The sequence below is a fragment of the Clostridium sp. genome, from assembly GCF_036569345.1.
Taxonomy (GTDB): Bacteria; Bacillota; Clostridia; order Clostridiales; family Clostridiaceae; genus Clostridium_AD.
The window spans coordinates 77060-102989 of the sequence record NZ_DATCQT010000055.1; the positions used below are offsets into that span (position 1 = coordinate 77060).

Annotated in this window: 30 protein-coding genes and 1 riboswitch; of the genes, 3 read left to right on the forward strand and 27 right to left on the reverse strand. The window is 30.3% G+C overall.

Going from position 1 to position 25930, the window contains the following annotated elements:
* Window positions 1-5 precede the first annotated feature (5 nt).
* Window positions 6-464, reverse strand: coding sequence for a hypothetical protein (locus tag VIM70_RS05510; RefSeq protein WP_331944734.1), 459 nt, complete (start codon window positions 462-464; stop codon window positions 6-8).
* A gap of 294 nt (window positions 465-758) precedes the next feature.
* On the opposite strand from VIM70_RS05510, the gene VIM70_RS05515 reads away from it, so the two are divergent.
* On the forward strand, window positions 759-1787 hold the full coding sequence (locus VIM70_RS05515) for an Rpn family recombination-promoting nuclease/putative transposase (protein WP_331944735.1): 1029 nt from the start codon (window positions 759-761) through the stop codon (window positions 1785-1787).
* A gap of 211 nt (window positions 1788-1998) precedes the next feature.
* Here the strand turns inward: VIM70_RS05515 and VIM70_RS05520 are convergent, their stop codons facing one another.
* The 6 genes from VIM70_RS05520 to VIM70_RS05545 form a co-directional block, all read right to left on the reverse strand.
* A complete protein-coding gene (locus tag VIM70_RS05520) occupies window positions 1999-3582 on the reverse strand; it encodes an MBL fold metallo-hydrolase (protein WP_331944736.1) in 1584 nt (527 codons plus the stop codon).
* Window positions 3583-3793: 211 nt separating this feature from the next.
* The gene (locus VIM70_RS05525) at window positions 3794-4765 is read right to left on the reverse strand and encodes a DUF4352 domain-containing protein (protein WP_331944737.1); all 972 of its coding nucleotides are present in this window, start codon (window positions 4763-4765) and stop codon (window positions 3794-3796) included.
* 367 nt (window positions 4766-5132) lie between these two features.
* The gene (locus VIM70_RS05530) at window positions 5133-5555 is read right to left on the reverse strand and encodes a universal stress protein (protein WP_331944738.1); all 423 of its coding nucleotides are present in this window, start codon (window positions 5553-5555) and stop codon (window positions 5133-5135) included.
* 196 nt (window positions 5556-5751) lie between these two features.
* Complete coding sequence (locus tag VIM70_RS05535) at window positions 5752-6399, reverse strand: cell wall hydrolase (protein WP_331944739.1); 648 nt, start codon at window positions 6397-6399, stop codon at window positions 5752-5754.
* A riboswitch (cyclic di-AMP (ydaO/yuaA leader) is annotated at window positions 6400-6530 on the reverse strand.
* Between the two features lie 594 nt (window positions 6531-7124).
* Window positions 7125-7922: a nitroreductase family protein gene (locus VIM70_RS05540; protein ID WP_331944740.1), complete on the reverse strand. Its 798-nt coding sequence runs from the start codon at window positions 7920-7922 to the stop codon at window positions 7125-7127.
* Window positions 7923-7926: 4 nt separating this feature from the next.
* Window positions 7927-8382, reverse strand: a complete 456-nt coding sequence (locus tag VIM70_RS05545; RefSeq protein WP_331944741.1) for a MarR family winged helix-turn-helix transcriptional regulator — start codon at window positions 8380-8382, stop codon at window positions 7927-7929.
* A 326-nt stretch (window positions 8383-8708) separates the two neighbouring features.
* On the opposite strand from VIM70_RS05545, the gene VIM70_RS05550 reads away from it, so the two are divergent.
* Window positions 8709-8855: a DUF4177 domain-containing protein gene (locus VIM70_RS05550; protein ID WP_331944742.1), complete on the forward strand. Its 147-nt coding sequence runs from the start codon at window positions 8709-8711 to the stop codon at window positions 8853-8855.
* An 81-nt stretch (window positions 8856-8936) separates the two neighbouring features.
* Here VIM70_RS05550 and VIM70_RS05555 read toward each other — a convergent pair whose 3' ends face one another.
* From VIM70_RS05555 to VIM70_RS05565, 3 genes are all read right to left on the reverse strand, one after another.
* On the reverse strand, window positions 8937-9326 hold the full coding sequence (locus tag VIM70_RS05555) for an iron chaperone (protein WP_331944743.1): 390 nt from the start codon (window positions 9324-9326) through the stop codon (window positions 8937-8939).
* Window positions 9327-9371: 45 nt separating this feature from the next.
* Window positions 9372-10952, reverse strand: coding sequence for a bifunctional UDP-sugar hydrolase/5'-nucleotidase (locus tag VIM70_RS05560; protein ID WP_331944744.1), 1581 nt, complete (start codon window positions 10950-10952; stop codon window positions 9372-9374).
* Window positions 10953-11135: 183 nt separating this feature from the next.
* Window positions 11136-11621, reverse strand: a complete 486-nt coding sequence (locus VIM70_RS05565) for a ferritin family protein (protein WP_331944745.1) — start codon at window positions 11619-11621, stop codon at window positions 11136-11138.
* Window positions 11622-11900: 279 nt separating this feature from the next.
* On the opposite strand from VIM70_RS05565, the gene VIM70_RS05570 reads away from it, so the two are divergent.
* On the forward strand, window positions 11901-12173 hold the full coding sequence (locus VIM70_RS05570) for a DUF5661 family protein (protein ID WP_331944746.1): 273 nt from the start codon (window positions 11901-11903) through the stop codon (window positions 12171-12173).
* Between the two features lie 40 nt (window positions 12174-12213).
* Here the strand turns inward: VIM70_RS05570 and VIM70_RS05575 are convergent, their stop codons facing one another.
* From VIM70_RS05575 to VIM70_RS05655, 17 genes are all read right to left on the reverse strand, one after another.
* On the reverse strand, window positions 12214-13098 hold the full coding sequence (locus VIM70_RS05575) for a YihY/virulence factor BrkB family protein (protein WP_331944747.1): 885 nt from the start codon (window positions 13096-13098) through the stop codon (window positions 12214-12216).
* The gene (locus VIM70_RS05580) at window positions 13091-13516 is read right to left on the reverse strand and encodes an HIT family protein (RefSeq protein ID WP_331944809.1); all 426 of its coding nucleotides are present in this window, start codon (window positions 13514-13516) and stop codon (window positions 13091-13093) included. Before VIM70_RS05580 ends, VIM70_RS05575 begins: the two co-directional genes overlap by 8 nt.
* A 225-nt stretch (window positions 13517-13741) precedes the next feature.
* Window positions 13742-14626: an AraC family transcriptional regulator gene (locus VIM70_RS05585; protein ID WP_331944748.1), complete on the reverse strand. Its 885-nt coding sequence runs from the start codon at window positions 14624-14626 to the stop codon at window positions 13742-13744.
* Between the two features lie 330 nt (window positions 14627-14956).
* On the reverse strand, window positions 14957-15346 hold the full coding sequence (locus tag VIM70_RS05590; RefSeq protein WP_331944749.1) for a TM2 domain-containing protein: 390 nt from the start codon (window positions 15344-15346) through the stop codon (window positions 14957-14959).
* Window positions 15347-15406: 60 nt separating this feature from the next.
* Window positions 15407-16147, reverse strand: a complete 741-nt coding sequence (locus VIM70_RS05595; RefSeq protein WP_331944750.1) for a hypothetical protein — start codon at window positions 16145-16147, stop codon at window positions 15407-15409.
* Window positions 16148-16149: 2 nt separating this feature from the next.
* Window positions 16150-17295 carry an SPFH domain-containing protein gene (locus VIM70_RS05600; protein ID WP_331944751.1) on the reverse strand — a complete coding sequence of 382 codons (1146 nt, stop codon included), beginning with the start codon at window positions 17293-17295 and terminating at the stop codon, window positions 16150-16152.
* A gap of 202 nt (window positions 17296-17497) precedes the next feature.
* Window positions 17498-18169 (reverse strand): CDGSH iron-sulfur domain-containing protein, encoded by a 672-nt coding sequence (locus VIM70_RS05605; protein WP_331944752.1) that lies wholly within the window; start codon window positions 18167-18169, stop codon window positions 17498-17500.
* 68 nt (window positions 18170-18237) lie between these two features.
* Window positions 18238-18981 carry an EFR1 family ferrodoxin gene (locus VIM70_RS05610; RefSeq protein ID WP_331944753.1) on the reverse strand — a complete coding sequence of 248 codons (744 nt, stop codon included), beginning with the start codon at window positions 18979-18981 and terminating at the stop codon, window positions 18238-18240.
* Between the two features lie 144 nt (window positions 18982-19125).
* Window positions 19126-21303 carry an HD domain-containing phosphohydrolase gene (locus tag VIM70_RS05615; protein WP_331944754.1) on the reverse strand — a complete coding sequence of 726 codons (2178 nt, stop codon included), beginning with the start codon at window positions 21301-21303 and terminating at the stop codon, window positions 19126-19128.
* A gap of 225 nt (window positions 21304-21528) precedes the next feature.
* Window positions 21529-22017, reverse strand: coding sequence for a hypothetical protein (locus tag VIM70_RS05620; protein ID WP_331944755.1), 489 nt, complete (start codon window positions 22015-22017; stop codon window positions 21529-21531).
* A gap of 192 nt (window positions 22018-22209) precedes the next feature.
* Window positions 22210-22374, reverse strand: coding sequence for a hypothetical protein (locus VIM70_RS05625; protein ID WP_331944756.1), 165 nt, complete (start codon window positions 22372-22374; stop codon window positions 22210-22212).
* Between the two features lie 25 nt (window positions 22375-22399).
* A complete protein-coding gene (locus VIM70_RS05630; protein WP_331944757.1) occupies window positions 22400-22585 on the reverse strand; it encodes an H-type small acid-soluble spore protein in 186 nt (61 codons plus the stop codon).
* Window positions 22586-22736: 151 nt separating this feature from the next.
* Window positions 22737-23396 (reverse strand): PspA/IM30 family protein, encoded by a 660-nt coding sequence (locus tag VIM70_RS05635; protein WP_331944758.1) that lies wholly within the window; start codon window positions 23394-23396, stop codon window positions 22737-22739.
* A 35-nt stretch (window positions 23397-23431) separates the two neighbouring features.
* Window positions 23432-24064 carry a DUF1292 domain-containing protein gene (locus VIM70_RS05640; RefSeq protein WP_331944759.1) on the reverse strand — a complete coding sequence of 211 codons (633 nt, stop codon included), beginning with the start codon at window positions 24062-24064 and terminating at the stop codon, window positions 23432-23434.
* Between the two features lie 27 nt (window positions 24065-24091).
* On the reverse strand, window positions 24092-24469 hold the full coding sequence (locus VIM70_RS05645; RefSeq protein WP_331944760.1) for a hypothetical protein: 378 nt from the start codon (window positions 24467-24469) through the stop codon (window positions 24092-24094).
* A gap of 183 nt (window positions 24470-24652) precedes the next feature.
* Entirely contained in the window at window positions 24653-24898 is a 246-nt protein-coding gene (locus VIM70_RS05650) for a PH domain-containing protein (protein WP_331944761.1), read from the reverse strand.
* A 299-nt stretch (window positions 24899-25197) separates the two neighbouring features.
* Window positions 25198-25851 (reverse strand): DsbA family protein, encoded by a 654-nt coding sequence (locus VIM70_RS05655; RefSeq protein WP_331944762.1) that lies wholly within the window; start codon window positions 25849-25851, stop codon window positions 25198-25200.
* Between the last annotated feature and the right edge of the window lie 79 nt (window positions 25852-25930).

A 25930-nucleotide genomic window follows, 5' to 3' on the forward strand; every position in this document is an offset into this window, starting at 1 on the left:
TACAATTAATTTAACCACGCCTTGGGCTTGTTGGCAAACTTCTTTTCTAGTCCTTCCCAAATGACATGGGCTTGTTCATGTTTAATAACACCACCAGGTTTAAACAGATTTTCGTTTTCCATCTGTCTTCCACCAGTAGTAGCTTCAAGTGAGCCTGGAACAGCTGTATCTGAGTTCTCATTATAATCAGGTATAGAACATGTAGGTCTTATAATCCACTCAAGTTTTCTATTCCAATGAATTAATTTAATAAAATTGATTATTTCTGAATATCTGTCTTTTGCCCAATCCGGAGCATAGCTCTTCCAGGATTCTGCGTCCGGTAGATATACCAAATCAGGAACACCTACCATAGGTTCTATAACAAACATAATAGCTTTGTCTCCATATATATACTTAATAAATTTCCATCCCATAATTGCTTTTTTAACTTTAACTTTGAAAATTTTATTAAACAATTTCATATAATTCCCTCCAATCTACTCCCTATTCCCTACTGCCACCCACGTGGCAAGTGGCAAGTTATAAATTCTTTTAAAGCACTTTTACTATTATATTTTTTATACTTTGCTCGACAAAATATTTATTTTATTATACCATTATTACCTTATATTAAATGTAAAAATGTACAATTTTAACTAACCCTCATCAATATCAAATAATTTCTCGTATGCGAATATATGTTCCCATTACGGTAATAATATTAATATAACATATATTATTTCAGTGTTAAATTTGATATAATGAGGAGAGTTGAAATGGGTTTTAAAAAAGATTTAAATAACATTCATGACAAAAGTTATAAAGATTTGTTTTCTACAAAGGATGCTTTTTTATCCTTTGTTAACACCTTTATTGAAGAACAATGGGTAGATAAATTAGAAAAAGATAAATTAATACTCACTGATAAATCTTACATTTTATCTGATTATGAAGAATTAGAATCCGATATAGTATACAGTGCAACTATTGGAAAAGAGAATGTAATATTTTATGTTCTTCTAGAGCTACAATCCAGTGTAGATCACAGCATGCCTATACGATTGTTAATGTATATGGTAGAACTATGGAGAGAGACATTAAGAGATAGCAAAAAAAACGAAATTAAAAGAAAAACCTATAGACTTCCTGCAATCATTCCCATAGTTCTTTATAATGGCACAAAAAAATGGACCTGTGCTAGGAATTTTAAGGATATTGTAAATAAAAGTGGATTGTTTGGAGATAATATTTTAGACTTTAAATACATACTAGTAGACATAAACAGATATTCTAAAGAATATTTATATGGGTTTAAAAATATTGCCGCAGCCATCTTTTTGTTAGATCAAAATATAAATGCCATTGAATATTTGGAAAGATTAAAGGATATAGTAATTGGTTTTAATAAATTAACTTCTGAGGAGAAATTACTATTAAAAGGATGGATTAAAAATACAACTAGTAACAATCAAATATATAATATGAATGAGCTAGTAGAAAATATATTTGACGAAAATAAAAATGAGGAGGTTGAAATTATGGTTTCTAATGCATCAAACATCTTTGTTAAATTAAAAAGTGATGGGATAAAAGAAGGTTTAGATGAAGGCATCAAAGAAGGGATGAAAAAGGGTATTGCAGAAGGTAAAGCCGAACTCCTTATAAATCAGTTAATGAAAAAATTCAATGGACTTTCTGATTACTATATAGAAAAAATTAAATGTTTACCCGAAGATGTCATTCAGCAAATAGGAACGGATATCTTTGATTTAGAAAGTGTTGATGATATAAAAAAATACTTATAGAAAATACTATTAGGTCAGGTTATCTGGGTCAAGGTAATAGGAATTTAAATAAGATAAATAATAAATAACTCTGGTAGCCACCAGAGTTATTTATTATTTCAATACCTACTGCCACCCACATGGCAAGTGGCAAGTTATAAATTCTTTTAATTGATAATGGAGTTGGTTTTATATTTATTACTTTTTTATAAAAGATTTTTATTTCATAATATTACTTGAATTCCTCTTCATCGTAAATTAAATCTTTTATAATATCGAGTAATTTCCCCTTATCTATCGTTTCTATATTATTTATTTCTTTTATCTCCTTTATCAATTTGCTTCTTAAATTTTCATCAGCCTTATATACTTTATAATCTCTATTAGCACTATAAGTCTTGTCAGTTTTGTTAACTTTATTAACTTCATTTATATAGAATTCCTCTCCACTTTCAACAATTTTGGATCTGTAACCCTTAGAATCTAATAACTGTTTAAAGCTATCCTGTGCTTCTTTATCTCCATGAACAAGCAGAATTTCCTTTGGTTTGTCCATAAACCCTTCTATCCAGTTAAATAATCCATTTCTATCGGCGTGTCCTGATAATCCTTCTAGGTTATAGATATGAGCTTTAACAGCAATTTGTTCTCCAAATATCTTAACTGTTTTTGCACCACGCACTATATTTCGTCCCAAGGTTCCTTCTGCTTGATATCCTACAAAAACAATTGAAGATTCTTCTCTCCACAAATTATATTTAAGATGATGTTTTATTCTACCTGCATCACACATACCACTTGCAGAGATAACTATTGCCCTGCTTTGAATTTTATTTATTTCCATTGAATCATTCATCGTCACAGAAAATCTCAAACCATCAAATCTAAAAGGATATTCACCCTTCATTACAAGTTCTTTAGCTTCATTGTCATAATCCTCATTATGGCTCTCAAATATCTTTGTTGCTTGAATAGCTAAAGGACTATCGATGTAAACTTTAATATCCTTCAAATCTTCATTTTCTACATATTTATTTAATTCATATAAAATCTCCTGAGTCCTCCCTACTGCAAATGAAGGTATAATAACATTCCCTCCTCTTGCAAAGGTCTCCTTAATTATTTTTAATAACTGCTTTAAATCTTCCTGCATCTCAGGATGAACCCTATTGCCATATGTGGTCTCAATTATCAAGTAATCAGTATGATTAATAATGGTTGGATCTTTTATAATTGACTTGTTTAAATTGCCTAAATCACCACTGTATACAAGTTTTACTTCTTCTTGATTTTTTTCAGTCATATATAATTCAACAATTGCCGAACCCAAAAGATGCCCTGCATCTCTAAATCTTATTTTTAACCCATCAAAAACCTCTATCATCTCATCATAGGGAAATGCTCTAAAAAGCGAAAGAGACGCCTCAGCCAATTTAACTGTATATAACGGTTCTAAAGTTTTTAATCCCTGACGTTTTCTTTTTTTATTTTTCCACCCAACCTCAGATTCATGAATGTGCCCACTGTCTGGAAGCATAATGCTGCATAAATCCATTGTTGCTTCAGTTGATAAAATTTCTCCCTTAAATCCCATCTTATAAAGTAGCGGTATTCTTCCACTATGATCTATATGGGCATGTGATAAAATCACATAATCTACATCTTTAGGATTAAAATCAAATATCTCATTTGCAAATACCTTTTCCCCTTTACCCTGATATAAACCACAATCAAGCAAAACAGTCTTTCCGTTTATGTGTAAAATGTGGCATGAACCTGTAACAGTTTTTGCTGCTCCATAGAATTGAATATTCATAATAATCCTCCTCTTCATCATGTGAATAGATGCTTTCGAAATATTCAGATATTTCTTTCTATTATAACAGAAATATGCCACAGAGTATACTGCCACACACGTGATGAACCAAAATAGAATCCGACACTCTCTATATTATTGATTCCTCTAGATATCCACATAACCATTTGTTGTTATTTGATTCGTTTTACTACCTCCTAGAATTCTACAATTACTTTACTTTGAATTTTAACAATGCTTTATCGTTGCCGTAAAACATAAATGTTAAGCTGGTGCTTTCCTTTGGTACTTCAAAGGTAATCGTGCCACTAGCTTCTCCGCCTGATGCAAGCTGGCCTTCACCTAATACCTTTCCTATCTCGGTGTAGGAAGAATCAATTATCTGACCTTTATTGTTCTGCATCTTAAACTCATTTGCACCGTAAGACAGAACATCTTTACTTGTATTTGTCTTCTTTAATGTTACCACTGCAAATACATAACCATCTTTTGGTTTTTCATAGTCTTTCCCAACTGACAGTTCAAACTTAGTAACTGTAATTGCTGCTCTCCCAATTTTAGCTTGTTCATTAACAGAATAAATTTTAGGATCTGCCTTAACCTCAGGTGCCTGAGTAGTGCTCGGATTATTAGCCAAGGCTTTGTTCATATTTCCTGTAAGTGCATTCAGCAAATCATCGTTAGCTTCAATTAACCAACCGTTATCTCCTTTTATAAGCTTAATATCAACATCGGTAATAGTTTTGGGAGCACTCGGATCATTTATAGAGTTGCCCAAAGCCGTCATTAATTGAGCCTGCGAATCATCTTTCTGGCCTGACAACGCTTGTGCAAATAGCGTAGGCATCATATCAGTAATTAATTTACTATATATTTTCGGTAAGTCTAAAGATGTTACTTTAGTTTTTACTACAGCGTTCTTGCCAGTAACGCTGGAAGATACAATTACATAACTGACTTTAGAAAAAACAGATTTAACTATTTTCTCTTGATTGGCATCTGTATACTTAAAATTTTCTTTATTAGTAGCTTTGTTAATATAATTTGCCATAGATACTATATCTGATTTTTGAGCACTGGCGAAGAAGCTCTTAACAGTTGCTTCCGGCTTAGGTCCACATGCTACCAATGAGAATGAAAATAAAATTACCCCCATAATTTTTAAAACTTTGTTGTTTTTCATAGTTATTTCCCCCTTAAACGTTAACTTTTATGTAAGTATAGGCTCCAAAATAACTATTCCACCTAAACTTATTTATTATGCTCAATATGAAGTTTTTATTTATAACATATCTATTTCACTTCAAAATTTTATATTTTATTATTAAAACTTCCATTAAAGTTATTCTACCACAGTAACTTTGCTAAATTAGGGGAATGCTGTCATTTCGAATATAAAAACGATACTAGTCTATAAAAAGTTTAAAAATAGAATTAACCCTTCATATTATCGCTATGAAGGGTTAATTAATCATCTTTATTTATCTAACATTTCAAGTCTTCCTTAAATATATTAGTGAATTTACACTATCTTCTGTTATTATCAAATACTAATCAGGAATAACAATTACTGATATTTTAGCATTTCTTACAACTTTACTTGTTACAGAACCAATTAGTCTATGTAAACCATTTTTACTACACTTTGTCATTATTATTATGTCAAAGCTATCTTTTTCAGCTTTTCTTAATATTTCATCTCCAGCGTATCCCAAAGTTGAAAACTTTTCAACTTCATAGCCCTCTAGCTCCGTTATTGCTTTATTTAAAATCAAGGTACTGTCTTTTGTTATAAACTCATATTCCATTGGAATTGAAACTGGATCCATCATCTCGTTAGTTAAAATTGTCTGCATTACATTAATTAGTGTAATGGAAATAGTATCCTTACTAAAAATTTTTTTTAGCCAATTAAGAGAGTGCATGCTTCTTTCCGTACCATCTAATGGTACTAATATTTTTATTTTTTTCATATACAACGCCTCCTTAAATTACTTATATATATAGCATAACATGTAAACAAGTAAATGTCGTGAATTAAATTCAAGACTTTTGTGTAGTACAGCAGCAATCTATTGATAAAATATTTCACATATTATGTATCTTAAATGAGAACAAAAAAAACACCTACATTTCTGTAAGTGCCTTCCCTAAATCTTTTATGATTTTTTACATAAATACCATATTACCAATTCTTATGGAACCAGCTTTTATGACACCACTATTAAAAAACAATGCATTCTTTATTGGGTTAGTTCCATTAAGTGCTGCCTTTGCAGCCTTAATATCGCTTGCTGTTGCAGGTCTTTTAATATTACCATTTTGTACACATGTAAATTGATAACTACCGTTATACTTTTGGTTAATTACAGCACTAATTGTATTTGGGAACCTGCTGCTCTTAACCCTATTCATAACTACTGCTCCCACAGCAACCTTAGCATTATAAGACTCTCCGCCAGCCTCTGCATCTATTAATCTAGCTAACAAGCTTAAATCACTTGCAGTATATTTTTTTGCAATAGGTGCGATAGTCTTTGCACTAACTACGGTTTTTTTTACTGTAGCGCTAGATGTTACTGAAACCTTAAGAATTTGTCCTGGAAAAATAGAATTATTCCATTTGTTATTAACTTGCCTTAAAGTACTTAATGATTCCCCGTTCTTTAGCGCTATTGCAGATAAAGTGTCACCACTTTTTACAGTATAGTTTTTAGTTAATGTAGCTGCAAATATATTTTGTGATAAAATAATTGAAATGCCCATTGTTAATGCAGATGTTAAGATAATGGATTTGTGGTTTTTAAATTTAATCAATATTTTTCCTCCTAATGCCTCCCAGGTTAGTTGACGGGTTAGGGTTAGAGGTACCCCACTTCGTGAATTAAAGTTTCACCCCAAAAATAAATCCCCGGTACTTCTTTTAGAAGATTCGGCTACTTGATAAGTTTAATACAGCATGAATAAAATGTCAATTTACGCTGTTTTAAGAATTTACTCCAAGTTTAGGTACAAAAACTAAATAGTATTTTTTCTTCTATCCCACACACCGGAAGGGATTAAGCCTATTTAAAATAGTTACTGCATATAATGAGAGTCAAATATATGGACAAGCATTCAATAATTGTTAACATATTAAAATATAGTGAAAAATGCCATCTGTAATGTAATCGAATGGCATTTTTATTTAATTTATTTTAATCTTGTAATGTCTTTGTAAATACTAGTAATTCTAGATTAAGCCTTATTTAAAACATCTGAAATATCTTCCACTCAATTTGAAGTTGTAGTACTAAGTTTAATTTAATTTTTTTACAACTAATTGTTAATTGTAAACTTTTTGTAAACTGATTGAAAATCTATAATAAATCACTTTCATTTATAAATTTCAACTGAATATTAGGATTAGTTTTTAGTGTTGGCACGGATATTTCTGCAAAATCACTATTTGGAATACCATCCCGAATCCACTATAAAAAAACCAACCTCTTAATGAAGTTGGTTTATATTTATTAAATTTATTGCCTTAGAACATCATTATATTATAAATAAGTAACCTCTAATGGATTTCTATCCACTATCTTCTTGTAGCTATACTTAGGATACCCTACCATAACAGCTGCTGTTATAACTTTTCCTTCTGGAATATTAAATAGTTTAAGCATTGGTGAACCCTTAATTGATGCACAATACTCAAAAAATCCAGCCCAACAAGTACCAAGTCCTAGTGAAGGAGCAAATAATTCTAGATAAGTCAAACAAGAAATCGAATTAGCCCTACCGTTTGAAAATTCTTTTTTCGCAGTAGTTATGATTAAATTTGGAGCACCACGCAAAATTGAATCAACTCCATCTTCTCTGTAAATTCTGATTAATTCTTTTAATGAATCCTTTAGTGGGGATTTTTCAATCATTCGAATAGTAAGTTCAGCAGCTTTTCTAACTAATTGCGTGTCCTCAACTACTAGAAATGATATGCCTTGACTATTGCTTCCAGTAGGAGCTTGCCTTGCAATATCAACTAATTTTGTTAATTTTTCTCTTGATACAGATTGATCCTTATAATTTCTTATAGATCGACGTGACCTTATAAAATGCTCTGCCTGCTCTTCATTTAATTTAGGAAAATCTTTTGCATCAACTTGCTTCGCGAGTGGTGTTTTTTTGTTATCTATAGCTTCGGTGGGGCATACAGCAACACAATGTCCACAGGCAATGCAAGTGGTATTTTCTACTTCCTCAGGCCCCTTTTCTCCCATTTTTAATACAAATGATGGACATTCCTTTATGCATTGTCCACATTTAATACATTTTTCTTCATTTACAGTTATAAGATCCATTATGTCATCCCCTTGTTAAAATTAAGTTTTCAATATCCTTTAAGGTTTTTAATAATTCTTCAATTCTTTCTTTGCCAATACCATCCTCAATTTTACTTTGTGCACTCTTGAAAATAGGTAGAGCCTCTTCAAGTTTCTTTAATCCCTTATTAGTTATAGTTATACACTTTTTCCTAGAGTCCTGTTCTTCTTTCTTTATATCAATATATCCACTCTTTCTAAGTAACTCAACATTTCTTGTTACAGTACTTTGATCCATTAGTAAAATGCTACCAAGATTAGAAACAGAAACATTTTCATTTAAAGAAATATCCAATAATAACAAACATTGAGTACTACGAAGTCCTGTTGGTAGTAGCATTTTGTCATAAAACTGAGTAATTGTACGGGTGGTTTTTCTCAAGTTACCACAAGCACAACTCTGTGTATTTTCTTTATTTGGCGTTATTAAACTGCACATAAATTCAACTCCAGTACAATATATGTATATACATATAATATAGGGAAGATAAATTTATGTCAAGTTTATTGTTGTTTTTTTCTATCTTTGTTTATAATATTAATCGTTGAAAATTTGCTGTATAATATAGTTAATCATGCAATTTAAGGCATACATAAGTTAAATGTTGACCTTGTAACACTATAATAAAAATAAGATTGATTGTAGAGGTAAAAATGCGAAAGTACAAACAAATTACAAAAGGACAATTAATTCTATCACTGGTAACCTACTCAATATTTACATTAGTATAAAATAAAATCATTATAAAAAAGGAAGGTGTTTCTGTGATAAAGTATGAATATAAATGTGTGTTTATAGCTGGAAATGGTGAACAAACAACAAAAGTAATGAACGAGTATGGGCAACAAGGATGGGAATTTGTTAATTCTAATTGGTGTTGGCATTATTTTAAAAGAGCAATTGAAAATTAGTTTATTGGCTAATTATTATGTAGTTTATTGAACAAATAGCAACGGATATCTTTGATCTAGAAAGAGTTGAAGATTTATTTCTCATCCTTTCTTTTTCAATTTATCTTCCGCTTTTTTTATATTCTCGATAACTCTAAATTCAACTATCTTCCTTATTAATTCATAAGGAATTGGCTTATCTAAAGGAAACTGTATTGATCCTTTTCCACTTTTATATTCTGCTATTTCAAGTTTAAATGAATCCGTCCCACTAGGTGTTGGATAAAGTCCAATATGATTTTTAAAAGCAGCAAAATGCACCAGATTTCCATGTAATACAAAAGTAGGCATTTGATAACTTATCTTTTCCTGTGCATCTGGCGCCGACTCTTTTATAACTTTTCTTAACTTTTTAAGAATTCCCTGAATCTCAGGAGGAAAATTTAAAATATATTCATCTATTGATTTAGGTGTAATTTTATTGTCTTCCATAATTTCTCCTTCCTTAACTCTCTTTAAGTCTTTATGTAATACTACCTAGTATATAACTTTCCAATTTTCATTCACTGTTGCTTTAACAGTTTTTCTTTCAAGTATGTAATTTGCAATAAGTTCAGCCATATCTATGGGTATATCTTTAAGGACAGGTTTTCCCTTATACATTAAATAATTACCACCACCACCTGCTCTGTAATTATTCATTACAACAGCATAGTCCTCCTCCATTTTAAGAGGATGGTTTTTATAAGTAATTTTCGTAATTCTTGAGTTTATGGGTTTTGAAATATCTATAATGTAATCTATTCCCTCCCACATATCATAATTATAATGTTTAAGTTTAGAATAAATACCAGCCATGTTTACCTCTATTCCGCTATTAACTATACAAAAATATTCTGCAGTTTTTTCTAGAGCTGCTTTAATATCAGCACCCTTTAAGCTTATTACCTTTAGGGTGTTTGGGTATTTGTAATTTGATATAATATCTCTCATAGTAACATTATGCTCAAATCCCTTGCAGTGGTTATCAAAAATAGCTACATTGGATATATCAACCTTTGCTGCATCCATTTGAATTTTATTTATAAACTCAGTGTAAGCATTGTCTTTAAGCCTTGCCTTAAATGGATCTCTAATAATCATGTCACCTTCTATATTTCCAATAGGAGTATCAAGCCATGCTTGTGCCTTCGTTTCTATATTACTTATAGAATCCAAAACCTTTTTATCCACATCATTGGCATTAGCATTAATAGTTATGGACTTTTTGTTAGTTATAACCCATTTGCTAGAGCTTTTAGTAAGTTCGATGGTGACTTTTCCAAGACATTTGCCGTTATAACCTGGTTGCACAACTAAAACACCATTTAGCGATAAATTTTCTATTACTCTATGTTGATGCCCAGTTAAAAGTACATCCATATTTTTTACTTTCATGCATAACTCATAGCCTTGATTTTCTCCTGTAAGCGCTTCTGAGGGTTTGCCAGTTTCTAAATCTCTTTCAAATCCACCATGGTAGGACACTATATTTACATCCGTAGATTCTTGTTTTTTCATTATTTCAAGCCACTGGTTTGCACTCTCTACAGCGTCATTAAAATTTAAATCTTGAATTGTCTCAGGATTCTCCCAGTTAGGAATATATTTAGTTGTTAATCCTAAAATACCTACTTTTAAGCCATTATCAAAGGTTTTTATAATATATGGTTTATTAATAAAATTTTCCCCTGTAGTTTTATTTGTTATATTAGCACATAGCCATGGAAAATTTGAAGTTTTAATAGCATTATCTAAATATGCCCTACCGTAATTAAATTCATGATTGCCCATTACAGCAGCATCATATCCCATAAGATTCATAACTTCAATCATTGGATTTGGCATACTATTATTTATTTTAGCATGAAAATATGATAGTGCCGACCCTTGAAGCATATCCCCATTATCTATAAGTAAGGTATTCTGATTTATTTCTCTCTGTGCAGCAATTATAGTGGATAAAGCTGCAAGACCGCAGTTTGCAACGGAATTATCCGAATAATTTATAGGCAATATATTTCCATGAATATCACTGGTTTCTAAAATTGTTAGTAGAAAATCTTCGTTTATACACATATTAAGCTCTCCAATCAAAAGATAATTAATCCTATTAGTTAATTTTAGCATATATTCTTTCATAGAGTGCTATAAATCTATTAAAAGACTTATTGCATCCTATAAAAGCTCAAAAAATGCCACCCATATCGGGTGGCATTTTTTGTTTGAAATTATAAAACAGAAGGGTATAACCAATACGAACTAAGCTACTATTTCCTGAAGTAATTTTGAAAAATATGCTGCATGAGCCTTTTCCTCTTCAAGTATACTAGATAATATTTCTGTAACATCCTTTTCAGTTATACTCTCATACATTTTTGTATAAACGACTATTGTAAGCTCTTCCGTTTTGAGTGCATAAGCTAGTGTTGACTTTAAATCTGTGAACACGTTTTTTGGCTTTTCTTCTTTATTAAAAACTTGATTTTCTATTAAGTTACTCAAATATTTAGATACTTCTGGATCAAATAGATATTCAGAATCTGTTTCCTTATTGGTTCTTAATTCATCAAAAAGCTTTTGAAATTTCTCTCTATGAATAAATTCTTGACCAGCAGCGACTAATAAAAATTCCATAGCTTTTCCTTTTGTATTCTTAGCTGCATTCATATAAAAATTGTAACCTTCATCTTCCATTAGAATAGCGATTTTAAACATTTCAGGTCCACTAAAAGTATTGCTTGTCATAATATCTCTCCCTTTCTATTCTTATATCTAATTCAAACTTATATATCTCCCAAAATAAATTTCTTGGAAATATTCTACTTTAATTTTACACCGTTTTTATCTAAATATGCAAGAAAATAATGAATATTCATATATTTTCTACAAAACAAATACCATAAACGTTTAAATTATCATAAAACCTTTGTAAAACAAAATAATTTGTCTAAAAATATTGAATTTTTTTGGTGAAAATGATATATTGAAAAGAAAATATTCTAAATTTTAACGGAGGGTGATTTTATGTTAGAAAAAAAGATATTTATGTCTGAACAAGCTAAGGAAATTGGTGAAAACCTTGGAGTAAATTGGAGCAAATTTAATATAGAACAATTTAGAATGGGACTGAACGTTGAGCTGGAACATGGTAGCATATCTCTACATACAAATGTTACAGATAATGATCCATTAGTTACAGGCAAAATTGCACTTGCACATTTGAATGAATTTCCTGACTACTATACTAGACTTGAAGAAATGGAAACTGTAGCAGAAGAATATTGGGAAGGCAAATAAAATATACAGTCATATCAAATTATGATATGACTGTTTCTAGTTAAAGGAAGGGAATATTTAATTTAATAGAGTCATATTTTTTATTACTTTCTTTGTTTTTAAAATAGCTATTAATAGAATTTAGTTCACCCCCAATGAGAATTATTAAGGTGCTAATGTATAACCAACTTATTAAAGCTATAACTCCGCCTAAACTTCCATAAACCTTTTCATAATTTCCAAAATTATTTACATAAAAAGAAAATAACACAGATGCAGTTACCCACCCAACTGTTGTAAAAATAGTACCTAATATAACATTATTAAATTTTAATTTCCTATTAGGCACATACACATATATTAAAGAAAATGTAATAATCATTACGGTAAGTGGTATCGCATATCTTAAAAATGACCAGACAATACTAAACAAAGACTTTGCTCCTACTAACCCAAAGACATAAGTTCCTATAGTTTTTCCAAATACTATCATAATAAATGAAAGTATTATCATAATTGTTATCCCAATGGTTGAAATAATAGCTATTAAATTACGTTTAATAAAACTTCGGTTTTCCTCTATACCGTAGGCTTTATTAAGACCTTTTGTAATAGCTGCCATTCCTTGTGAAGCTGCCCAAAGACTTCCTATCATACCTAAAATTAAAAGAGTTGTACTTTTAACCTGCAAAGTCTGCACAATCACATTCTTCACTAAAATCCCTGTATCCTTAGGAAGAAACGAATTAAAGTTTGTAATCAATATTTCATTTGAAAGAGGCGTAAAGCTCAGCAAGTTAATTAAAAAAAGTAAAAAAGGAAAAAAGGATAATATTAAATAATATGTAATTTGTGCGCTCATTGAAGGCAAATCTTCATCTTTGTATCTAAATATTAATTGCTCGATATATTTAAATAAAATAGAAGTTCTCAATTTTTTAATCATACTCAACCATTGATTGTTTAAAATTTCTTATTCCACCCTTTGGATCATCCACATCACCAATATATCTAGGAATCAAATGCACATGTAAATGATTTATGGTTTGTCCAGCATAAGTCCCTACATTTATACCTATATTGTATCCGTTTGGCTCATATTGAATATCAAACATTTCTTTTACCTCGTGCATTAATTTATATATTGCTTTAATTTCTTCCTCGGTTGCCTCAAAAAAATCAGCAAAATGTCTTTTAGTTATAATTAAGCAATGACCATTATTTACTGGGAAATGATCAAGTATTGCAAAAGCGTACCTATTTTCAACTATTATTTCCGATTCTTTAACATTACAAAATATACATTCTGACATTGTTTTCATCCCCCTTTTGTAATTTGCTTTTCTATATTTATAATAAGTTATAACCTAGATACTTCATGATATCACGTTGTGCACAAATATGTATATTATTAAAAAGATTATTAAATTTAATTTGATTTGTCAGAATTTTAACTAAAACTTAACTCTACGCAAGCCAGTAATTTCAGTGGATTACTAAATGTTGTTATTAATGTGAATTAAATTCTTGTTAAATTTAATAAGAATTTAAGAGGTATCTTATAAATGCATAAGACACCTCTTTTTAAATTAGATCTCATTTGCTTTTATTCTTACAGGAATCCATACCTCACATTTATATTCAACGCAATTTTCATCATTCCAAAAGTTTTTTTCGAGACATGGACCTTCCACCTGTTCAAATCCTGATGAAGAAAACCATTCTGAATATATAGTTTTCCATATATCTTGTATAATTAAATTATCTGGCATAACTCCATGACCTTCAAAAACTGCCCATGTAAGTTTCGGTATCTGCAACGTTGTAAATTCATCTGGCACTTCAATTTCTGGTTTTTCATATCCCATCATATATTTTCTTGTTCCATCTTCATTAAAATCATAATGAAACCCATCTAATAATGTACCTATAGTATTTCCTAATAATTTATTAATCCTATCATGTGTTCCATCTTCGAATATTCTATTAACAAATTCAGGTATTTCCTTATAGATGACATTATTAACTGTACTTGTTACAAATCCAACACCAAAAACTTTAAAAGCTTCCTTTTCTACTATCCTATAACTCATTTCACATGCTCCTTTTATTGATATTTGAAAAGAGATTTTTGGGAAAGCTTTGATTTTTACATCAAGCTTTTTTAAAGCTGATGGTGTTATTCCATGAAGCCTTTTAAAAGCTTTAGTAAAGGCTTCGGGACTTTCGTACCCGTATTTTAATGCTACATCAATCACTTTTTTATTTGTTGCAGCCAGCTCTTCTGCAGCAAGACTAAGTCTACGATTTCTTATATACTCAGTTACAGTTAATTCCGTTAATGCATAAAAAAGACGTTGAAAATGATATCGTGATGAATATGCAACCTTTGATATCTCATCTATATCAAGTGTTGTATACAGATTACTTTCAATATAATCAATAACGTTATTTAGTAATTTAATAGTCCCCAAATTTCCCATCTCCTTTCAACATAATTATATAAAATTTAAAGCATGGTTTCCTGTGTTTATGTGCTTTGTTTTGTCCGATTTTATTTAGGTTGTTGCTTTTTTCACTTAATCTTTAATATACAACATTTACATTCTTCTATATTATCATATGACATCCATTTTTAAATTAGATTTTGGATAATTTAAAATCATTATCTTTAGGCATCCTAATGAGGTATTGAAATATTCAAGAAATATAACAATAAAATCGCACTAAAATATTAGTGCGATTTTATTGTTAAGACTACTTATTTTTAAACTTCAACGTAAAAATACAACTTAGCCTAACACTTAATGCTTGACATAATTGTTATAAAACTTTTCATCGCTTGCTGTTAGATAAATAACTCCTTCAATTACACCAAGTAAAGCTGGTATATAAGTCCAACAAAAAACTATATAGAGAATCCCCATTCCAATTCTTCCCATGTAGAATTTGTGTATTCCAAGACCTCCAAGTAAAATACCAAGTATTCCAGCGGTAGTTTTACTTTTATATTTGGCTGGAGCACCAGTGGGAGTATACATAGGTGATGCTTGTGGTTCTTGGAACTGGGGTGCCTGATATTGTGGTACTTGCCCCTGTGGCGACTGGACAGACGTTGCTTCCCCACAGTATTTACATTCTGTTGCATTTAGATCAATTGACGCACCACAAGATAAACATTTATTCTCACTCATTTAAATCTCTCCTTATTTTTAAGTTTGTTATATATCTATGATTTGATATATTTTTAAAGACTATTTAATATTTAAGGTTTCCCTATAAATAACAAGTCTTAGCGAATCTTCAATTAATTTTTGCAATTCAACTAAATTTTCATTAGTTAAATTTTCTTTAAGACTTATTTTCATAGATACTAGATTATTATTAATTTGATTTTCTGCTTTTAAAACAACACTATTACCAACAATTCTCCCAAAAGGTGTTGAAGCATGAATGCGTTCCTTCAAAGCTTTAAATAGATTAAGGCAATGCAGAAGGGCTTCTTGATCTTCTTTTGCGATAAATGCATCTTCAATTTCCATCAGTTGTAACATAATAGAAGTTTTATCAGCTTGTTCATTTTCAACTTTTACAATATCCTTGGCTGCAGCATTTATAAATGCTACAATTACTGCAAATATAAGAATGAAGACCGCAAAAATAATTAATTGCCAAACTATATACCAAATAATACTTCCTGGAATTAAAAAAATAGAAAGAATATTAGATACAATAACATACAATACAGCTAATGTTACAGTAACTGCTGAATATGGTATTCCTATACTTATAAATAACATATCTGAAAAAACAACTACAACATTAAGAATCAAAAGTCCTAGAAGTAAAACAATAAGTATTAAGACAGATTTACCCGGGGCAATAATAAGAAATAAACCAAATGTTTTTAAAAAGCCTAATATTAATGCAATATCAAAAGCAAAACATCCTAAAATTTTCAACATATTAATAGATGAAAGTTTATTACTATTCATTATTAACCCTCCAATTTATTACCGCATTCAGAGCAAAACTTAGTTCCTGGTAAATTCTCTGCATGACAGCTCGAACATATTTTTTTTAATATTGAACATCCGCAATTAGGGCAAAATTTCATATTATCATTGACTAAGGTTTTACAGGAATAACACTCAATTCTTGCAGTTACTAGTTTTTCTCCACAATTAGAACAGAATTTAACTCCCTGTGCATTCAATTCTCCACATTTAATGCAAGATAATGTTTTAGCTGGTGTATTAATAACACTACCCGCACTATTTGCAAAATTATTTCCCACGGCTATTCCGGCTGCAGCTCCCAGACCCATTCCAATACCTGCAGTAGCCAAATTCCCCCCGCCCTCATTACCAGCAGCAGTTTGCATAACATCAAAAGATCTTTTAACATTGTAACGATTATCACCAATAATATCAAAAGCAGCTTTTTCTCCAAGTATTTTATTTACAATAGCAAAATCTTCGTCCGGGAAATTTACTGAAGATATATAAAAATTAACAATATCTATTCCAAATCGATCAAATTCTGTTTCAAGACGCTCTTTTGTAACCATAGAAATCTCCTCTAACCTAGGGGTTATTTCTAACACAGAAATTTTCTGATTAATAATTATATCTGCAAGAATAGTTTTAACCTTTGTTACGATTACACCCTTGAAATATTTAAGTACTATATCAAATTTTACAATTTGATTATCCCCCAAAGCTCCTATTAGCTCTGTTAAAAAAACACGATAATCAGAAATTTTAATACCAAATTGGCCGAAAGCGCGCACTCTAAGTCTTACAGAATATTTAGGATCAATTAAACTAATGGGGTCTGTGGTTCCCCATAGAACATCTAACTTCGCAGTTTTATTTATGAAAATCACTTCTGCTGTAAAAGGAGTTCTTCCTCCAAAAGGAATATTAATTAAAGACTTTAGAATCGGAATATTCTGAGAACTAAGAGTATAAGTTCCTGCTGAAAAATAATCCAAGGCCTTTCCACCTTTGACAAAAACCGCAATTTGACCCTCACCCACAATAAGCTGTGTACCAAAGACAAAGCTATCCCCTGGATAGCGATAAACTAACCAATCTCGTTTTATTATGCCATTAAATTTTATGACATCTATAATAGCCAACTTTACCACTCCTCAATTTAAAACTATTCAACTATTATCATATTCTGTACTATTGCAATTAGTACTTTTATTATTTAACATTTATATCCATATCTATATTTGATTTCCAAAAATTTATATTTAAAAAAACTCCACTAAAGATGCTACTATAATATCTATAGTAGCATTTTTAATGGAGTTATTATTTTAGATGGTAACTCTCTTACTTATCAGAGAATTTTATTGAAATATGTGTTGCATCGCAAAAAGGCATATTTTTTGAGTTTCCACAACGACAAAGAGTTACTCTATTTCTTATTTCATATTTAGATCCATCTGTAGATTCAATGGGAATATTGCCTTTAACAAAAATTGGACCACTGGCTTCTTTTTCAAGATCCTGAAGAATTTCAATGGAAGGTTCATATTTAGGTTCAATCGCGTTTCCTGTTTTAGTATATGCAACTAATCTTCCTGATGGACACTCAGAGGCCGCCAAAATTGCCTCTTCTCTGGATTTTGGATTATCTGAGTTTTCTGTTAGCCCCCATGCATCTCCATCCCCTCTATGGCAGAAACCGGCAAGGGAGCAGCGATAATCATCAAAAAGATCAAGCTCAGGCCCCTCAATCAGTTTAGCTCGGTCTTCATACTTTGTTATTAATGCCTCTTCAATTCCATTAAAACTATGGGAAACATCACAAAATGGTGCATTTTTTGATTTACCACAACGACACAGTGCATATACTTCAGCCTGTGGTAATTTACGTCCTTCCCTAAATTTATTTAATTTACCTTTAGAAACTATTATCTTTTCGGACAAAGGGACATACCCAGTGACTATATATGGTCCATTTTTTAATATTTTGATGTTACATTGCTTTTTATCATTCATAATGTTGAGTATCCCCCTATATTCTTCCATTCTGTAAAAAATCAATATGAGAATCCTTAAAGTATGGACTAATTATTGGCATCAATTATTTCCTTAAGTTCAATATTTTCATTAATAAATCTTGCCTTACTTTTTTCCTTTTTATGCCTTATCGCCCTCTGTGGACAATTATGAATGCATGCCAAACACTGTTGACAATTATCCTTAAAAACAGGCTTCTTATCTACTTTTATATTATCTACAGGACAGACTTTTTCACACACCTTGCATCCATTACAATTGTTTTCTACGTAGAAATTCTTTTGAAAATGATAGTTGTATATTTTTTTTCCTATAAATCTTGATAATCCTAAAAAAACAGACTGTTTCATAATATATTTCCTACCATCTTCAATATCTTTAATTATGCTCGCCAAGTTTTCTTCTATGTTTTTCTTAGGTTGACTTTGTACTTGCTTCTTCATATCAAACCCAAGAAGGAAATTGTCAACCATAACTATTTCATCAATATAAGAAAAATCAATTCCATTTCTCTTACCAATTTCTAAAAGGTGTTTTGTTGTTGCCCCAGAAATAAATCCATAGGTTGTTACGCTGAAAATATATTCACTTTTTAATATCGCTTTATTTAAAAATTCTTCAACTATTTTAGGAACACCACCATAATAACATGGAAATACAATTCCAATTTTTTCATCTTCAAATTCATATCTGCCTTCTTTTATTAACTTAGGAATGGAGTAATATTCGCCTCCAAGTTTCTTTGCCACATACAAACTGTTTCCTGTCCCTGTAAAGTACAATACTTTCATAATTAAACTCTCCTTTTACTAGAAACATTAAATGACACCTTTGTATCGTATTCTATTATTTATATAATAGATAAAAATTTTAGGGATGTCAATACTTGTCCAAAAGGTGATATAATGCTTAACTAATATTTATTACAACATAGTTCAATCCGATTTTACTACTTTTTCAATAAATACATTTACCAATTCAGTATCAAATTGGCTCCCTGCATTCTTTTTTAATTCCCCTATTGCAATTTCATCTGATAGAGCACTTCTATAACTTCTATCACTTGTCATTGCATCATAGGCATCCACGATAGTTATTATCCTTGAAATAAATGGTATCTCATCCCCTTTTAAACCTTTTGGATATCCTTTCCCATCCCATCTTTCATGGTGATTCAACACGTAGTTCGCCATATCAGACATATCATCAACTGTATTAAGTATTCTAAAGCCTATTTCTGGATGACGCTTAATTTTTTCCCATTCATCATTTGCAAGTTTACCTGGTTTATTTAGTATATTTTCATCAATTGCTATTTTCCCTATGTCATGAAGTAACCCAACTGTTTTAAGTTCTTGAATATCTTTTTCTGCTAAGCCAAGGGCTTCTCCCATGCTTTTACACAGTTCTGAAACTCTATGGGAGTGTTGCTCTTCCCTTTTATTTTTTTCATGAAGAGTGCTTATTATAGCTTTGATTGTTTTTCCTCTCATACTTCTTTCAAATAGTTTTTTCTTATACATATTATCTTCAACTTTCTTTAATATCTCTTCAATTTTTTCTTCCGCATTATTCTTGGTTTCATACCCAAAGGATATAGAAATATCGATGAGACCTACTTTTTCACTTAATGTCAAATCAGTTATACGTTTAATGATTTGCTCTGCTTCTAAAGCATCAGTTTTAGGTAATATAGCAACAAATTCATCCCCACCTAGCCTTGCAATAACATCACCTGCTCGGCATCCCGCTCTTATAACTTCTGACACTTTCTTAAGAAGCTCATCACCCATAACATGCCCGAATGAATCATTGATAAGCTTTAACCCGTTTACATCACCCATAACAATAGTCAATGGTATGTTTTTTCCAATATTAAGTCTCTTTATCTCTTCTTCATAAAATCTGCGGTTATATAGACCTGTTAGCTGATCATGATAGCTTAAATATAAAATTTCCTTTTGTCTTTCTCTTTTATCTGTAACATCTTTGAATACTAATACTACGCCAACAATTTCTCCGTTTTCCTTCACAATAGGTGCGGCACTATTTTCAATAGCTCTTTCAATACCATCTTTAGAAATCAATATTGTATGGTTAGCAAATTCAAGTACCTTACCGCTTTCAAGTACTTTTCTCACTATATTTTCATCCTTCTCTCGTGTAAACTCATTAACAATATTAAATACTTCTTCAATGGATTTTCCTCTTGCTGATTCTTGCGTCCAACCAGTCAAGAGCTCCGTAACTCTATTCAAAAACATGATGTTACCCTTATTATCGGTAGAAATCACTCCATCTACCACTGATAGGAGTGTTATTTCTAAAAGCTTCTTCTCATTTGAAAGAGCCTTTTGTAAGTTTCTGCGTTCAGTTATGTCGTGGAATGTCCAAATCCTACCATAATATTTCCCTTTCTTGTCCAAAATAGGAGCGGAATATCTATCTAGAACCATCCCGTTCTTGAATTCAATCACGTCATGACTAGTATTATTAATGTCATTATAGAGACCTCTGACCCTTTCTAAGAATTTCTCAGGGTCTTTGGTCAAACTTATAACATGCTTAAACATCAAGGTATCATCTTCGTCATCTATAATATATTGAGGAACATTAAACATCTCAAACATTCTACGATTGGTAAGAATCCTTTTCTGATTCTCGTTTACTACCAGTATTCCATCGAATGATGCATTTGTAAGTGCGTTAAAGAAAGCTGTTTTTGATTGCCTCATCTCCTCTGCCTGCTTTTGATCGCTTATGTCAATAAAATGTGTTACAAAACGATTCTTTTCTGGAGAATATGCTTTTACCCTGTACCACTTATTTAACATTTGTGAAAAATGCTCAAATTCTTTTTTAACACCATTAATTGCAATATCTCCATAAAAATGAATCCAATCAAATTCAGAAGTTCTTATCCGTGGTAGAATTTCAGTAACCCTTCTGCCAACTATATTAGAATTCTTTAATCCGGTAAGTTCTTCAAAGATGGAATTGACTTCAATAAATTCATAATCACAAGCAATACCGTATTCATCACATATTATTTTGTAATATGCATATCCTGTTTGTGACTCTTCAATTAACTGTTTGTAAAAACTATCATTCATACGGTATTCCCCCCAATTCACTTTTTTTACTATGTAGATTCAATCTTTCCTACGTTTCTAAATTAAGTAAAACATTAGTAATATTAGTTATAATTTCCACAAATGTATCTATAATCCTTCAAAATTTTAATTTTTTCTAAAAAGAATATACTTCCCTCCCTAAATATAATATTGAGAAAAATAAAAAAGACACCTCTTTGGATGCCTTAATTTGTATTTAGGTTACTATTTAGTTTTTGTCATATCTTCTTGAATTTTTTGATTTATCATATTAGCTTGTTCTTGTGTAATTACTCCATTTGTTACTAATGGAGTTAATCCATTATCAGTAACTGGTGTTTCATTTACTGTTTCTGTTTGCTTTGTCGGAAATGTACGCGGTGTTGTTCCTGTGCCAGCATGTGTTTTAGCGGAACTTTGATTAGCTGTTCCAGCATTTTGTGATATATTATTTGTTAATGCTACAATTACTTTATCAGACTGTTTTTGTGTTATTTTCTTAGCAGTAACTAATGTCTTAAGCGTTTTAGAATAAAATGTTTCCATTGCTACCGTTGGGTCAATTTTGACAGTTTTTGAACTTGTGCTTTTTTCAATAATTTTATTTGTCGGTGATTTCACAGTAGTAGGTGATTTCATAGAATTACAAGCACTAACTACCAGAATAGATAAAATTCCAATAATTAATATTGAAGCAGTTTTTGCTTTTTTCATGTTTTCGCCACCCTTATTTTATTTATATTTTTTTGTTAATTTCTTTTATCATTTGGATAATTGGGTAGAAATATACCAACAAAATATTAATAAAAAAATATTCAAAAATTCTAATTAATTATTCCGTAATAAAATTTTCACTTCTTGGTCAATATATAAATATACACAAAACTTCACTCAATTGGTCTTTTATTAGTTACTTATCAATCGTTCTCTTCCCTGTTTCTTTGCTATAAACCACAACCTAATCAATATTACTACACCAAGTGCACCAACGGTTCCCTCTCCTATAAAAACAGCTCTTGCGTCACAAAATGAATAAAGCCTAGCATTTATGCTAAGCTTTCTACAATTCATTTTTAGTGGCACCTGCTAGTATAATTCATTCTTTTAAGTCCTCAATATCTACTAACATAAGTTTATCTGCTTTCAAATCTCTTACTTGTATTACTCCATCTTTATCAGTACTAATACTTTCAAGCCAAACAGGATTATTTTTATATGTAACATTTATAATACCATAAGACTCCAGTATTTCTCCAAGTCTTTTTTTGTCCAAACTTATCATCTCCTTATAACTATAGCATTAGAAATAATTAATATTTTATACTACAAAAATATATCATTTGCATAATGATACATGAATTGAGGCAAAAAACAGGAAAAATAATGGATAGACACTAAATGTCTATCCATTATACTCAACCCTATATTATCAATTACTGTTTAGAATATTTAGCTTTATAAGCTGCTAAATCATCACTTACAGATGTTTTTTCTAGAGCTTCAAATTCATCTTCTAAAGATTCAACTTTAAGTTCTCCTAACCCCTCTGCTAAACATTCTTTCTCTTCTATCTTACGTTCTAATCTATCTAAATCAATACTATTACCTTTTGTTCTAACATTAGCTGTAATTGCATTAACTTGTTGTGCTGCTTCAGCTGTTTTAAGTCTAGCTATTAAACCATCTCTCTTACCTCTTAAATCCTCTAAATCTTCACCTAATTCTATTAAGCTTTTCTTTAAGCTATCTGCAGTAATTTTGGCTGCTTGATACGATTTTGATAATGATACACTTGTAGCTTCACATTCTTTTTGTTTTGCTATAGCTTTACTAGCTAATTCATCATTACCTTTTTCTATAGCCATTTTTATTTTAGATTCCCAATTATTCATGTCTTCTTTAGATGAATTCATTTCTCTTTCAAGTCTTTTTACATTTCCAAAAACTACAGCTGATTTAGTCCTAGCTTCATTCAAAGATGCATCTTTATCTCTTATTGCTTGGTCTATTAGTGCCGCTGTATCCTCATTTGCATCCATAATCTTATTAACCCCAGCTTTTAAACTATTACCTAACCTATCAAATATTCCCATTGTTTGTATTCCTCCCTTTTATTTTTTATTGTATATTAGCTTTCCATGAATAATCCAGCAATTTTCTCAAGTTCTTCTTCGTTTTCTATATTTACATACTCCGTATCTTCTAGTCCATCAGTCATAATAAACATTTGTTTATTATCCTCATCATACTTTTCTTGTAGTAATATATATCTTTTATCATATATATTACTTTCTACTATTGCTAATATTTCAAATTCAACATCTCTTTGTTTTTGATCATTATATAATTTAAGCGTCTTACTACTTTCTATTATACAGTTATCTTTTTTATCACAATCCTTAACTCTGCATCCTGATAAACAATTACCACAAGAACTGAATTTACACTCATATGCGCAATCTATACATTCACAATTAGAACAATTTTGGACTTGATTCAATTGATTTCTATACTTATTATAATATTCGTTAACTTCCTTAGTATCATCTACTGCAAAGTGCATAAGTTTGTTAGATTCTTTAGTAGATTTCTCTATTATATTGATAAATTCTTCTGATATTTTCTCAAATTTTAATCCTTTAACTTTATTCTTTAATGTTTCATCTCTAAACTCATTGGAATATACTTTTAAAAATAAATCTCCATGAGCTTTTGAGTAGGTATCTCTCATTTTAGTTAAATACTCTTTTTCATTACCCATTAAAATTTTGACCCTCCTGTCCTTATATTAGCGTCTTCTTTTACGAGATTTGTACACAAAGTATATTATCAATATTATTACTACTAAACCTGCAAACCCTAATATTCCGCCTGAGGACGAATTTCCGAAAAACATCATTGGCATAAAACTTCTATTATTACCAAATAAACCTGTTGATGATCCACTACTATTTTTATTTACACCACTTGTACTATTAGTTGATGTTGAAGGTTTCGTATAGTTACTACTTGATTTAAAACCACTACTACTGCTACTGCTTGAACTCTTATAACTGCTACTCGATTTAAATCCACCAGATCTTCCTTTAGCATATACGTCAAAATTTATTGTTATTAATAATGATACCATCAATAATATAGATAATATCTTTGATAACTTCTTCAATTTTATCTCATCCCCCATTTTTCAAAAATTCTGTATTAGTAATATATTCATATTACAATATATTCATATAATAATAAAATGATTTCTAAAACCATAATTGCCCAATTAATATAATTATATAATAACATAAGTGGATAATTATTTATAGTATTGACTCAATCTATGAAGATACAAATATTTAAATTAATTAATAATGTCTTCAATATAACGTTCATCCATATACCCAATCTTATATGATTTACCTACAATATCTCCAGATATAGTTACTTTATATTTGGCAATAGCTTTTCTTTTTTGAAAAATGTTTTGTTTCTTCTCCATTGACTGAACACATTCCCTTTGAATTATAACCGTTACCCTTGAAAGATTTCTGCATCTCATCACAACTAGATCATCTCCGTTGTTGCGATAAATCCATCTATTGCCCACATTTTTTGTGAAAATGGTGAAATTCTCTTCATAATAGTCCCCCCGGATCAAAATAATACAATTAATTTATGTTTTTCTTAATTATATATATATATTACAGTATAAATTTTAATAAGAATCAAAATTCCATTAATCATTTTAAATGTTTACAATTACTACATATTTTCTTCATGATATCTACACAATTTTATGTTATCATTTTAATATAAAGTGATTAATCATTAAAGCGAAGTCCCCCTTTACTTTAATAATAAGAGCTGTGAAGTTAAACTTCACAGCTCTTTCTTTTATTTTGATTTCTATTTATCAAGATATTCATTAGAAAGTTTAGAAGAAGAAAAGATTCTATCTAAATCATCAAAACTACTAAAACCTTGTGACTTTATGGTTACTTCGCTACCTCCTACTGATATAATAGTAGGGAAGGATGTAGCGCCCATAGAGCTTGCCATATCAAAACACTTAAAAGTCTCTTGTCTTAAGTCATCAGAATTAAACTCTTTAACAAACTCATCTCTAGAAATATTAAAACTTTCAGCTATTTCGGTGTATACATCTATTTTATTCATATCTTTTCCATATACGAAAAAAGCTTCTTGAATTTTCTTAAGAAAACTAAAAGCCACTTCCTTTTTTATCTTTTGAATTATAACCACTGCTTTTGCGCCGGGAAAACTATCTAGAACAATAGAAGTTCCTTCTAATACATTTTTATTATAGTCTTGTCCAAAACTCTTACCGGTTAATTTCTCTATTTCAACATTGTGCACTTTCACGAAATCCCGTAAGCTGGGGCTCATTTTTTTAACATTATCACCAGTCCACATTCCTCCTGGCAAAAGATTGAAATCATAAATATTTTTATACTTTTCTTGTATCTTTGTTATCACATCGCTAGAACCATAACACCATCCACACATAGTATCCATAACGTAATATATTTTAGTTTTCATCGAACATTACCTCCTATTTAGATTAATATCCTTTAAGCAATCACCCCTGCTTATTTTATGTTTAACAAATATAACTCTA

Coding starts and splice junctions, on each gene's coding strand:
- VIM70_RS05510 (WP_331944734.1), bottom strand. CDS start 464: ATGAAATTGTTTAATAAAATTTTCAAAGTTAAAGTTAAAAAAGCAATT.
- VIM70_RS05515 (WP_331944735.1), top strand. CDS start 759: ATGGGTTTTAAAAAAGATTTAAATAACATTCATGACAAAAGTTATAAA.
- VIM70_RS05520 (WP_331944736.1), bottom strand. CDS start 3,582: ATGAATATTCAATTCTATGGAGCAGCAAAAACTGTTACAGGTTCATGC.
- VIM70_RS05525 (WP_331944737.1), bottom strand. CDS start 4,765: ATGAAAAACAACAAAGTTTTAAAAATTATGGGGGTAATTTTATTTTCA.
- VIM70_RS05530 (WP_331944738.1), bottom strand. CDS start 5,555: ATGAAAAAAATAAAAATATTAGTACCATTAGATGGTACGGAAAGAAGC.
- VIM70_RS05540 (WP_331944740.1), bottom strand. CDS start 7,922: ATGGATCTTATAACTGTAAATGAAGAAAAATGTATTAAATGTGGACAA.
- VIM70_RS05545 (WP_331944741.1), bottom strand. CDS start 8,382: ATGTGCAGTTTAATAACGCCAAATAAAGAAAATACACAGAGTTGTGCT.
- VIM70_RS05555 (WP_331944743.1), bottom strand. CDS start 9,326: ATGGAAGACAATAAAATTACACCTAAATCAATAGATGAATATATTTTA.
- VIM70_RS05560 (WP_331944744.1), bottom strand. CDS start 10,952: ATGTGTATAAACGAAGATTTTCTACTAACAATTTTAGAAACCAGTGAT.
- VIM70_RS05565 (WP_331944745.1), bottom strand. CDS start 11,621: ATGACAAGCAATACTTTTAGTGGACCTGAAATGTTTAAAATCGCTATT.
- VIM70_RS05570 (WP_331944746.1), top strand. CDS start 11,901: ATGTTAGAAAAAAAGATATTTATGTCTGAACAAGCTAAGGAAATTGGT.
- VIM70_RS05575 (WP_331944747.1), bottom strand. CDS start 13,098: ATGATTAAAAAATTGAGAACTTCTATTTTATTTAAATATATCGAGCAA.
- VIM70_RS05590 (WP_331944749.1), bottom strand. CDS start 15,346: ATGAGTGAGAATAAATGTTTATCTTGTGGTGCGTCAATTGATCTAAAT.
- VIM70_RS05595 (WP_331944750.1), bottom strand. CDS start 16,147: ATGAATAGTAATAAACTTTCATCTATTAATATGTTGAAAATTTTAGGA.
- VIM70_RS05605 (WP_331944752.1), bottom strand. CDS start 18,169: ATGAATGATAAAAAGCAATGTAACATCAAAATATTAAAAAATGGACCA.
- VIM70_RS05610 (WP_331944753.1), bottom strand. CDS start 18,981: ATGAAAGTATTGTACTTTACAGGGACAGGAAACAGTTTGTATGTGGCA.
- VIM70_RS05615 (WP_331944754.1), bottom strand. CDS start 21,303: ATGAATGATAGTTTTTACAAACAGTTAATTGAAGAGTCACAAACAGGA.
- VIM70_RS05620 (WP_331944755.1), bottom strand. CDS start 22,017: ATGAAAAAAGCAAAAACTGCTTCAATATTAATTATTGGAATTTTATCT.
- VIM70_RS05625 (WP_331944756.1), bottom strand. CDS start 22,374: ATGAATTGTAGAAAGCTTAGCATAAATGCTAGGCTTTATTCATTTTGT.
- VIM70_RS05630 (WP_331944757.1), bottom strand. CDS start 22,585: ATGATAAGTTTGGACAAAAAAAGACTTGGAGAAATACTGGAGTCTTAT.
- VIM70_RS05635 (WP_331944758.1), bottom strand. CDS start 23,396: ATGGGAATATTTGATAGGTTAGGTAATAGTTTAAAAGCTGGGGTTAAT.
- VIM70_RS05640 (WP_331944759.1), bottom strand. CDS start 24,064: ATGGGTAATGAAAAAGAGTATTTAACTAAAATGAGAGATACCTACTCA.
- VIM70_RS05655 (WP_331944762.1), bottom strand. CDS start 25,851: ATGAAAACTAAAATATATTACGTTATGGATACTATGTGTGGATGGTGT.